The organism is Rhodopirellula sp. UBA1907 (assembly GCF_002337565.1).
Taxonomy (GTDB): Bacteria; Planctomycetota; Planctomycetia; order Pirellulales; family Pirellulaceae; genus Rhodopirellula; species Rhodopirellula europaea.
On sequence record NZ_DDGH01000102.1, the window covers coordinates 105,850 to 116,765 of the forward strand.

The 10,916-nt window shown below is 56.7% G+C and carries 8 protein-coding genes and 1 pseudogene; 3 read left to right on the top strand and 6 right to left on the bottom strand.

The features are described 5' to 3' along the window. From B2R17_RS26125 to B2R17_RS26135, 3 genes and pseudogenes are all read right to left on the bottom strand, one after another. Positions 1-216 (bottom strand): annotated as a pseudogene (locus B2R17_RS26125) (arginyltransferase); the annotation flags it as partial. Between the two features lie 13 nt (positions 217-229). After that, positions 230-1,414 (bottom strand): DUF1559 domain-containing protein, encoded by a 1,185-nt coding sequence (locus tag B2R17_RS26130; protein WP_286766299.1) that lies wholly within the window; start codon positions 1,412-1,414, stop codon positions 230-232. Continuing rightward, positions 1,365-2,018, bottom strand: a complete 654-nt coding sequence (locus B2R17_RS26135) for a DUF2306 domain-containing protein (protein WP_236615774.1) — start codon at positions 2,016-2,018, stop codon at positions 1,365-1,367. The genes B2R17_RS26130 and B2R17_RS26135 overlap by 50 nt, the downstream gene beginning before the upstream one ends. 145 nt (positions 2,019-2,163) lie before the next feature. On the opposite strand from B2R17_RS26135, the gene B2R17_RS26140 reads away from it, so the two are divergent. Beyond that, entirely contained in the window at positions 2,164-2,301 is a 138-nt protein-coding gene (locus tag B2R17_RS26140) for a hypothetical protein (RefSeq protein WP_173402020.1), read from the top strand. Between the two features lie 86 nt (positions 2,302-2,387). Here B2R17_RS26140 and B2R17_RS26145 read toward each other — a convergent pair whose 3' ends face one another. Further along, entirely contained in the window at positions 2,388-3,713 is a 1,326-nt protein-coding gene (locus tag B2R17_RS26145) for a hypothetical protein (protein ID WP_286766300.1), read from the bottom strand. Between the two features lie 334 nt (positions 3,714-4,047). On the opposite strand from B2R17_RS26145, the gene B2R17_RS26150 reads away from it, so the two are divergent. After that, positions 4,048-5,262, top strand: a complete 1,215-nt coding sequence (locus B2R17_RS26150) for a M24 family metallopeptidase (RefSeq protein WP_286766301.1) — start codon at positions 4,048-4,050, stop codon at positions 5,260-5,262. A gap of 214 nt (positions 5,263-5,476) precedes the next feature. Further along, positions 5,477-7,075, top strand: coding sequence for an acyltransferase family protein (locus tag B2R17_RS26155; RefSeq protein ID WP_286766302.1), 1,599 nt, complete (start codon positions 5,477-5,479; stop codon positions 7,073-7,075). On the opposite strand, the gene B2R17_RS26160 is transcribed toward B2R17_RS26155, so the two are convergent. Both B2R17_RS26160 and B2R17_RS26165 read right to left on the bottom strand, forming a co-directional pair. Beyond that, a complete protein-coding gene (locus B2R17_RS26160) occupies positions 7,072-8,298 on the bottom strand; it encodes a pyrophosphate--fructose-6-phosphate 1-phosphotransferase (protein WP_286766303.1) in 1,227 nt (408 codons plus the stop codon). The genes B2R17_RS26155 and B2R17_RS26160 overlap by 4 nt on opposite strands. A gap of 509 nt (positions 8,299-8,807) precedes the next feature. Then, positions 8,808-10,916: pyruvate carboxylase subunit B (locus B2R17_RS26165; protein ID WP_286766304.1), on the bottom strand; the 2,109-nt coding region annotated here is incomplete at its 5' end.

Genomic DNA, 10,916 nt, shown 5'->3' on the forward strand with positions numbered 1-10,916 from the left:
GGTGTCTTCGCTGCGGCGCGGCGGCGTCGGAAAGTGCAGCGGCATACGAGCCGGTTCGCCATCGATGTAGGGGCATTCGCTGACGGCATCCTGAACCAACATCATTCGATGACGCAGGGGCTCAGCACTTTCGGGATAGCCATCTCTCGCGGGACTCATGTCATCCAGCGTATCGGATTGCTTCATCGATGGAGAAGGCTGCTGTTTTGTTGCCAAACGGTTTCCTGAATCAAAATTCGGTGGTCGCCAATTCCTGGCTGCGAGCGGTCCCAAGTGCACCCCAGACACCATACGGGCTTTCTGGGTGAAAGATTGAGGTAGGTGATTCCGAGTCGGTTTGCTTCGAAGAGTTGTCATCGGCAACGCCAGCCGTTTCGGAAGCGTTGGCGGAGGTCGTCTCATCGGATTCCGTCGTTAGAACGACCGCGGCGGTTGAGTCGCCATGGTCGATCGATTCGGTGATGAATTTGACCGCGCCATCGGCCATCAACACATGTGCTCCACCTTGATGAAAGCTGCCGGCCGAATAGATGCCTGGGGCGGTCAATCGCGTTCCGACGGAACAGCTTGGCGAATTGGGTGGCAGAATTGTGTTAACGGCGGCAATCGCAGCGACTCCATCTGCCCACCGACCGCCCCGCCCGACGCTGGCGAGTTGGACCGATGGTTCGTAGAAATTGGGACGATCCACATCCAGGGTCTCTTTGCATCGACTGGGAGACTGAAGAATTCCTATGCTCTGCCCAATTGCCGTTTGTCCGATTATATGGCTGTCACCAGAATCATGGCCGATTTCACACATCGCAATCGTGTTGGTCAGTCCATCAGTGATCGTTCGGAAGTTTGGGACATGCGCCCCTGCGAAGATGCCTCGCACCGTTTGCGTTGACGAGTGCTCGGCATTCAGCAGGTCAACTTGGTCGCCGACGCAAAACGCATAGCTCGTCAATCCAAATGGCTCAGGACCGGCCGGTGAAGCGGGACACTGGTAGGTTTGAATCTGCGTGGTCCAAGGTTCGTAAGTTTCGACCCAGGGCGCCGGGCCCATTGGCGGGTACAGCATTCCGTTGAACTCAGCGGGGTTAGAAATGGTTTGCCATAGCTCGGGTTGCTCCATAAACGGAAGCAACGCCACCAAGCCGCTGAGTCGTCGAGAGTTGCCATCGCGTTCGGATGGCCCTCGAAGTGTTCCACCTTGAGCGGAAGGAAGGTGCTTGTAGGCAGAGTGATAATTGTGAAGGCCAAGCCCGATCTGTTTGAAGTTGTTGCTGCACATCATCCTTCTGGATGCTTCGCCGGTCGTGCGCATCGCGGGCATCAGCAAGCCAGCCAAGACACCGATGATGATAATGACCACAAGAAGTTCAAGCAGTGTGAAGGCGTGACGTCTTGGTTTCGCGGTGTGCAGCGTCATGACATTTTCTCCCGACTTCGAAAAGGAACCATGGGACCAACCAACTGGTCCAGGCGATAAGACGGTGTGCGAAATCCGTTTCGGTACCCGTGACGATCGTGAACCCCACCACCACTCGAAGTAGCAAGGGTGAACACAGCAACAAGAAGCAACGAGTTGCCCAAAGACGATGTTGGGTCATTCGCCCAACCATCGCACTGCGGATTGCCATTGCCATCGTGACCGCTGTTGCCAATGACAACAGCGTGAAGGCTGCTTCAGCGGTTGGACCGGCCATGGCATACTGAGCCATCACCAAACCACTGGGGAACAGGAACAGCAACACCACTGCGGCTTGCACTCGGCCGATAACACGGTGCCACGGTGGAATGCGTTTCCGCCGAGATCCGCTGAAGAACAGCGCCGCACCTTGAACCAATGCGATTGGTCCGGCAACAATGTGGACGTAGAACGCGAACCGATACCAACCGTGAAAGTGACCTCGATGTGCGGACAAAAACACGGAGTCTTGCAAGTCGGCAGGGAAGTAACCGCGGTATGGAATCAGCAACTGAACCAAAACACTCACGCCGAGCACGATGGTCATGGCGGTTGCCACTCGCATTAGTCGGTTCAGTCGCGCTCGATCAAGATTTGCAAGCGTATCTCGATCGGAATCTTCGAAGAGTGAATGCTCGGAAGCCATCGGTTATCCTCCGGCTTGAGTCTAACCGCTCTGGAATCACCGCACCAAATGGATTGCAGCATGAATGAACCGCAAGCTTCCGAATCGAACCGGCAAACGCCGAGGAATTCATCCCAAGATGAAACTGAACCCCAGTGGAATCAGTGCTCACCCGCGAATGCGACGCAGGGTGTTTGCCCCGTTTGTTTGGGGCGAACCTTGATCGAAATTCGTGGGAAATTGCAGTGCCAGCGTTGTCACACGATTTGCGAAACCTGCTGCGAAGGCGGCCGCATCTAGGTGTTGCCGCTAGCGAGGTTGTCTGACAAATCGCCAATCCGGTACTTCTGCCACACGCTCATTCGGACTGCTGTCAGTTGCTTTTGGCGTGACCGGATTGTCGGACGGTTGCCGGATGAAACTTCGCGTTGATGCCGATGGTGGCGGTTGATGAGTCAGCGAGTCCGTCGCGGAAGGCGTGGGCCAAGACAGAGGTCCGACAGAGTCCGTTGACGGATCCGTGTCATCTCCTGGATAAGGCGGAAGCAATTGTTCCAGCGGCACCGCATCGTCCAACTCGGGTTCTTCGAGAGAAGAGTCCAGCAGGTCGCTCGAACTAGGTTGCGAGTCTTCCGAGGGTTCTTCTTTGATCGAAGGTGGTGGTAGTTGCAGCGACTTTTCTTTCAGCAGCTCGTTGACCTTGTTCTCGTCGAGCAGTCGTCGTTGCTCGCTTCCAACGGGTGGTCCTCCAAACGTTTGAAACGGTTCCACTTCGTCTGGTTCGATCAAGTACTTCTTGTACTTCTTTTCCAAACGCTGGTGTTCTTGGTAGTCACGAAAGCGTTGGATCTCTTCTTCAGTTAACTGCTGCTTGGGAAGCGATGTTGCTTCCGCAGGTGCATCGATGTTGGTGTCAGCGTTGTTGGATGTTTGTGCGGGTTGCGATGCCGCGGAGGGATCCTCGTTGGACAACACCGAGAACCCATGGTGGGTGAACTCGTCGATATGATTGGAGTGCAATTCGAAACGCGGTGAGTTGGTCCGTGGATAGTGACCCTCGATGGACTCGTGATCGACAATAGGATCGACGGGGCGAGCACCCACTTCGGTCGCGGCGGCTTGGAAGCTGACTTCGCGAGCGTACTCATCAAAGCGATCGTAGAATGTTGGCCGCCTTGTGCTAGGCAGCAAGGTTGGACGCAACATGCTGAAGCCATCGCGAGTACGGCTGGCATGCAATGAGTTTGGTTTGCATGTCCCCTGGCAACTTGGTGATTGGCAATTGCGGCACCCCATCACTTTGTCGGCCAAGTTGCCGGTGCGAGCCGGATAAGAGCGTGGCGGTAGATTCGCCATCGGACGCATGCCGCTGCTGTGGCAAGTGTGATAGCCATCGCCCCAACTGCACCCGCAAAAGCGTCCGACCCGCTCAACCATCTCCGGGAATCCTGCCGAGCTGGTTCCGATCCAGCCGGGACCAGCCGACAACATGGTGCACCCAATCGCGACGGCGAGTATCCGACGACGTCGAAGCATTCGATCCACACGAAGGACCGCGGAAGCGATCATGCGAGTGGATGTTGCTTCGTGGGCGTCGGAGGCGGACGCATCAGTGGGTTTTGAAAACCATGTCATGAAACAGACTCAAGCGATGGCGGCGGGACGAGACGCTTGGTCGCCGAAGCGGTGCCATGCGATCACGTCAGAGCGACGTCTCTCCCAGCGATCGGCGCGAACCACCCGATCGCTTCATCCGCCAGAACAGTCGCAAGCGAATTCAGCGAACATCTCGTGGGTCAGCACGGTTAGTTAACTTGAATCGATTCTGACAGAAGGTGGGCGAAAGTCGTTCAGGATTGAGGTGATTTGGATTCCGGCAATTCAGCATTGTGCCGGTGATTGCGTGCTTGCAAATTCGCCGCGGTGCCGGTCTCTCGGCAGCTTCCTCTCCGTCGGTTAGTTTGGAAGCATGATTCACTCTAAATTGATGGTCGCCACGAGCGACTCTGCTGATGATCCTGGTTCCCCCAACAATGGCTCCGATGGAGCCCAGGTGATGGCCGGTTTGGCTGATCGAAACGCGAATTTGTTTCGTCGCCTGGGGATTGCGCTCGGTGACCCTGCCGCCTGGCTGAAATTGCCCGACGGCAAAAACGTTGGGATCGTTCGCGACCTTGAAATGGACCGCACACGCGCCGCGGGACGTTTGGATTCAGTTCATTGCCCCGCTGATTTTCCGCCCGCATCGGGTTCGGCCAGCGGCGATCGCGAAACCGCGTCGGCTCAATCGGTTGCTCGGTTCCTGCAGCTTCAATCCATCGATCGAGTCACTGTCGATCGAGCGTTTCCGTTTATCTACGCCTGGCATTTGGCCGATGCAGGGATCGCGGTTGCCTATGACGATGATCTTGGTGTGATCGACCGCCGAGTCAAAACGGACGAAGAGATCGAGTGGCTGCGGAAAGCCCAATCGGTCACGGAGTCGGTCATGCGGCAGATGTGTGAAATGATCGCAACCGCGGAAGTCGGTTCCGAAGGCCGGTTGATGTTCGGTGGCGAACCATTGACCAGCGAACGAGTTCGCACGATGGCCGGGGAAGCGTTCATGAAACGCAACTACACCATGAGCCATGGTGCGATCGTTGCGACGTTGCCCGATTCAGCCGATTGCCATCATCGTGGCGACGGCGATTTGTACACCGGGCACCCGGTTATCGTCGATCTGTTTCCGCGCGATGAGTCGACGCGCTACAACGGCGACTGCACGCGAACCGTGGTCAATGGAACGCCCAGCGAGACCGTTCTGAAAATGCACGCGGCGGTGGTCGCATCTAAAGAAGCGGCGGAGTCGGTTTTGTTCCCTGGGCGAACTGGTGAAGAAGTCCAGTTGGCTGTTGAAAAAGTCTTGGTCGGTCATGGCTATCCGATCTCACGTGGTGAGCTGACGGACGGGCCTTCAATTCAGCACGGCACCGGTCACGGAATCGGCTTGGAAGTTCACGAGCCAATTCTGTTGGATCACGGCGGAGGTGAAATGCTCGCGGGTGAAGTTTTCACGGTCGAGCCCGGTTTGTATGGACGACAAACTGGTGGTGTACGCATCGAAGACATGTTGGTCGTGACGGCGGACGGCCCTGTCAACTTGAACCAGTTGCCGATGGGCTTGGATTGGAATCCAAGCTAACGCAGGTAAGCAGGAGTCTTTCGGCCGTAGCGATAGTCGTCAAGACTTTCGGCGATTGAGCGTGCAAATCAAAACTCTTGACGAGTTTTGCGACCCGAAAACTTCGTTGTGGCACAGCACTCTTGCTTGGTTTTCGGGTCGCGGGATTCAGATCGGTACACTTCGTTACTGAAACGACGGCGAGCTCGATCCCAAAATCGAGGAAACTGAAGCCATGAATGATTCAATGACTTCGATTCCTTCCCGTCGGCACGACCTGGATGCGTTGCGAGGCATCGCGATGTTGCTGGGGATTTTCTTGCACGCAGCCATCGCTTATTCGCCCGATGCGGGGCGAGGCTGGCCGATCCAAGACTCGCAAAGCAGCGATGTGGTTTCGATGTTCATTGCGATGGTGCATGGCTTTCGGATGCCGTTGTTCTTTCTGCTCAGCGGCTTCTTCACGATGATGCTGTTCCGGCGGCGCGGGGCCTCGAAACTGATTGAACACCGCGTGTTGCGAATCGCGATTCCGTTTGTGATCGGAATGTGCACGATCATTCCCGCGATGTGGATCGTTGCTGGCTACATCCAGGCTCACCCTTCGCCCAAAGCAGCCGTTTTTGACGAAACCGATCTGTTGACTCCCGTCGTTCAAGATGACTTGGCGGCAGTGGAGAAAGCCTTGTTGGAGGGCGCCGATGTCAATCAACGATCCGAGCAAGGTGATTCGCCCTTCTTGGTGGCAGCGTTCCTGGGACGCGATGAGATTGCCAAGGTGTTGCTGGATCACGACGCAGATCCTGAGCTCGGGAACCACAAGGGCGAGCAACCCATCGATGTGATGCGAGCGCCGTGGGGAACGACCGAGTACGTCGCTGGGTTGCTAAAAATCGAAGTCGATCGAGAGGACGTCGAATCCGGGCGGGAAGAAATCGCCGCGATGATGGGCGTCACGTTGTTTGAGTCACCAGCGGACCAGTCTGCTGACGGAGGCATGAGTGCCGCGAACTGGAGCGGATTGATGTTTCTGCTGTTCGAGTTTCCTGCGACGGGGCACCTGTGGTTTCTCTGGTTTCTGTGCTTCTTGGTGGCAGGGTTCGTGATCGTCATGACGGTCACGCCGCACTCGCTGAAGTCTCGCTGGAATGCGTCGGCGCTGGCGAGTTCACCTCATTGCCTGCTCTGGTTGATTCCGCTGACGATGTTGACTCAGTGGTTCATGCGGCACGAAGGCTTTGGACCGGCGACATCGGTCGGCTTGCTTCCTCTCCCGTCTGTGTTGGCGTACTACGCGTTGTTCTTTGGCTTTGGTGCGATCTACTTCGTCGCGGATGATCGCGAAGGTCGCCTTGGTCACGGATGGAAGATCAGTTTGCCGTTGTCGCTCACCGTGTTGCTTGCGGTCGGTTGGATGCTGAAGAGCCAAACGTCGGGCGGCGGATTGTTCGCGTCCGTGTTGGTTCAATCCGCTTATGCCTGGATCGTGTCCTTTGGCATGATGGGGATGTTTCGAAATGTGTTCGCACATCCCAGTCGCACGCTGCGGTACCTGTCCGATTCGAGCTACTGGTTGTACCTCGCTCACCTTCCCCTTGTGATGTATTTGCAGTACTGGGTACGAGATTGGCAGGTCGCTTGGAGCGTCAAATTCGCGGTCGTCAGTGCGATCTCCTGTGTGGTGCTGTTGCTCAGCTACCAAGTCTTCGTTCGCTACACACCGATCGGATGGTTGCTCAACGGAAAACGAAAAACAACGGTGTCCAACGCGAACGAGCCGAACGCGAATGACGCGCCCGGCTCGGAAGTCGTTGCTGCTCAGCTAGTTCGTTAGTGAGACGTTTCCAGGACTTCGCCTTTGGGTTGTCCCATCTGTGAAAGCAAGTCACCAAACCAGTCCACGTTGATGTCGAAAGGTTTGCCGCCAGCGATGCGTTCAAACTCGATCGCGCGAAGTTCGTTGTTTTGGTCTTCGTCTTCGCCAACCACGCCACCGATCCCTTGCATGGCACATTCGACGGCCTTCTTGGCACAGCGACCGATCAAGGCGATGTCGTCCGCATTGGCGGCAGCGGCGCGACTGAAGTAACCGCTCTTTTGCACGAGCGTTTTCTCGGCGCCCAACATGTCCGCGAATTGTTTGCCGAACCATTTGCCGGGGTTCACGGCGTCGAGTTTGTAGTGACCGAATGCATCTTTGGGGACGCTTTCGCCACGTGATTCCATTTCTTTGACGATGGTGTCCACGCCGGCACCTTCGGAGATGAAGATGTTGACGCAATCGATCTCGTCCATGATTGCCCGCAGGCGTTTGGCTTCTTCTTCGAGATCAAAACTCATCTCGGGAACAAAGACACCGTGCACGTCGCGACGTTCTTGGCTGAGTCCCATCTCGGGCAAGAAGTTGAGCGTTTGCAAACGTTCGCGATATTTGGCTGCGGTGGCGGCGGTCAACCAACCACAGTTGCGCCCCATGACTTCGTGAATAATCAACATGCGTGGGTTGGCGTTGTGTTCGCCGACCACATTTTCAAAGAACTTGGCGCCTTCTTCGGCAGCCGTCCAAGCACCCAAGCTTTGTTTGATGGGGATGACGTCGTTGTCGATGGTCTTGGGCAAACCAACGACCGTCAGTTGGTATTCGTGTTTGGCCAAGTAAGCGGCCAAGTCCGCGGCGGTGGTGTTGGTGTCGTCGCCACCGATGGTGTGCAACACATCGACTTCGTCCGATTGCAATCGCTCCGCGGCAACCTGCAGTGGGTCTTGGCCTTCGCTGACCAAACCGCGTTTCACACAATCGGCAACGTTGGTGAGCTTGACCCGGCTGTTGCCGATCGGGCTGCCGCCGTGCTGGTGCAAGATCGCCGCGTTCTTCCGCGAGTGGTCGTCGACGACAAAGCTGTCGCCGAGCAGCAAACCTTTGTACCCGGATCGGTAGCAGACAATTTCAATTTCAGGAGCTTGCTCTGTATAGGCTTCAATCAGGGCTCCGATGGCCGACGACAGGCACGGGGCCAAGCCACCGGCGGTGAGGATTCCGACACGTTTGATCGACATGAGGTTGATTCCGAAAGCTCAAAGGGCGCGAACGCGTGAATTTTCTAAAAGCCTATCGAATCATCGGATTTTCGTCGCCCCGTCAGGAATGGCATTCTCGGGCGGTCAATTGCACTGTTTCAAAGATTCGCGTTTCATCACGAGACTCGTGGTCATTGAAAAAGTTAAATTGACAATTGTAAATTTGAAACTGGTTGAGCCTCTATTTGGCGAGAGGAAGATGCGGGGCGAATCGGTTTGGCCAACGGCCAAACTCAAACCAAATGGGACCAGTTGATTCAATCCTAACCCGAAGCGTGAGCGAGGGATCGCGTGCCCTTGCAGCGAGCCTGTGGATCCCTCGCTCACGCGTCGGGTTGTGAAATCGATTAAATCAACAAGCCGAAATGGGACGAGCTGAACAAGGCCATTGACCATCAGCTGAGCTCGTGCAAATCCAACGCCCACGCTCCGATTTTACAATTTACAATTGTCAATTTTACTTTTTCAATCGCCCCCACGCTCCTCCCTCACTCCACCACCGCCAGCAAATCTCCCGCTTCGACCTGGGTTCCTGGAGGTGTATGGATTTTGGTGACGACACCGTCGGCAGGTGCGTTGATCGTTGTTTCCATTTTCATGGCTTCGAGAACCAACAGCTTTTGACCTGCCTTGACCTTTTCGCCTTCGGCGGCCGCGACCGTGATCACCATGCCGGGCATCGACGCAGCGACGTGAGTGGCATCCGAAGGATCGGCTTTCACAGCGGCTTTGACATCGACTTCCAATGATCGGTCGATGACGGACACTTCTCGAGGTTGCCCGTTGAGTTCAAAGAACACAGTCCGCGTCCCGTCCGGATACGGTTGTCCAACGGCCAAGTATTTGACGATCAGTCGCTTCCCGGGTTCGATGTCGACCGCGATCTCGTCGCCAGGTTCTTGGCCGTAGAAGAAGTTCGGCGTCGGCAAGGCAGTCACATCGCCGTAGGTGTTGCGATGCTGCGAGTACTCCTCAAACACCTTGGGGTACAGCAGGTACGTCACCGCATCGCGATCACTGGGGACTTCATGGGTGAGTTCGGCTGCTTTCGCTTTGGCGGCCCCCAGGTCCGCGGGTGGCATCGATGCACCAGGGCGTTCCAGCACAGGGGCTTGGTCGCCGAGGATTTTACGCATGACTTTTTCGGGGAAGCCACCCGGTGGCTGGCCCATTCGGCCGCCGATCAGGTCCAGCACGCTGGCGGGAAACGCGAGGGCTTTGTTGGTCGTCAGGACGTCTTCTGCCGACATCTCGTTGGCGACCAAGAACAACGCCATGTCACCGACGGCCTTGCTCGTCGGAGTCACCTTCACGATGTCGCCGAACAATCGGTTCACGTCCGCATAGGCGCGGCAGACTCCGGCCCACTGGTCGGCCAAGCCCAACGCACGAGCCTGTTGAAAGAGATTCGTGTATTGCCCGCCAGGCATCTCGTGATCGTACAAGTCACCCGTTGCCGGCAAGACATCGCTTTCAAACGGTTTGTAGAATTCGCGAGCGGCTTGCCAGTAGGTTGCCAATTGAGTCAGTGATTCACTGTCCAGCGGGGATTCCCGATCGGTGAAACGAAGGGCTTCGACCAACGTGTTCAGGTTCACTTGGCTGGTTCCGCCCGACATCGGCGCCAGCGCCGCATCGGCGATTTGCAGGCCTTCACCCGCAGCGGCCATCAGTGTGGAGGCTTGGATGCCCGCCGTGTCGTGAGTGTGCAAGTGAATCGGCAAGTCGACTTCGTCACGCAGAGCACGCAGCAACTTCACCGCCGCGGCCGGTTTGAGCAAACCCGCCATGTCTTTGATTGCGATCATGTGAGCGCCGCCCGCCTGCAGTTTCTTCGCCAGATCGACGTAGTACTTCAAGTCGTACTTGGTCCGCCGAGGGTCTTGCAGGTCGCCGGTGTAGCAGATCGATGCTTCGCAGATGCCGCCTTCTTCGATCACAGCGTCCATCGCCACACGCATGTTTTCTTCCCAGTTCAACGCGTCGAACACGCGGAACACATCCATGCCGGCTTGGACCGCTTCGCGTACGAACAATCGCACGACGTTGTCGGGATAATTGGTGTAGCCAACCGCGTTGCTGGCCCGCAGCAGCATTTGCGTCAGGATGTTGGGAACCGCCGCGCGAAAATCAGCCAGACGTTGCCATGGCGATTCTTTGAGGAACCGCATCGACGTGTCAAAGGTGGCCCCACCCCACATTTCCAGTGAGAACAATTGCGGGGCCAAGTGAGCGTAGGCCGGCGCGATACGGAGCATGTCATCGGTGCGAACTCGCGTGGCCAGCAACGATTGATGCGCGTCACGCATCGTCGTGTCGGTCAGCAGCAAGCCCTTTTGTTCACGGATCCAGCTCACCAATCCATCGACGCCTTCTTCTCGGAAGATGTCAGCGGTTCCGCGAGGTGGCTTGGACGCGGATGGGATCTCGGGAACGGGAGCCGGTTCGCGGCGGACGGCAGGCGGGCGTCCCGTGACCAGCGGGTTGCCGTTGACGATCGTTTCGCCCAAGAACGTCAGCAGCTTGGTGGCTCGGTCGCGCCGGCGTGGCAAACGGAACAGTTCCGGCGTTGTGTCGATCAACCGCGTCGTGGCTTC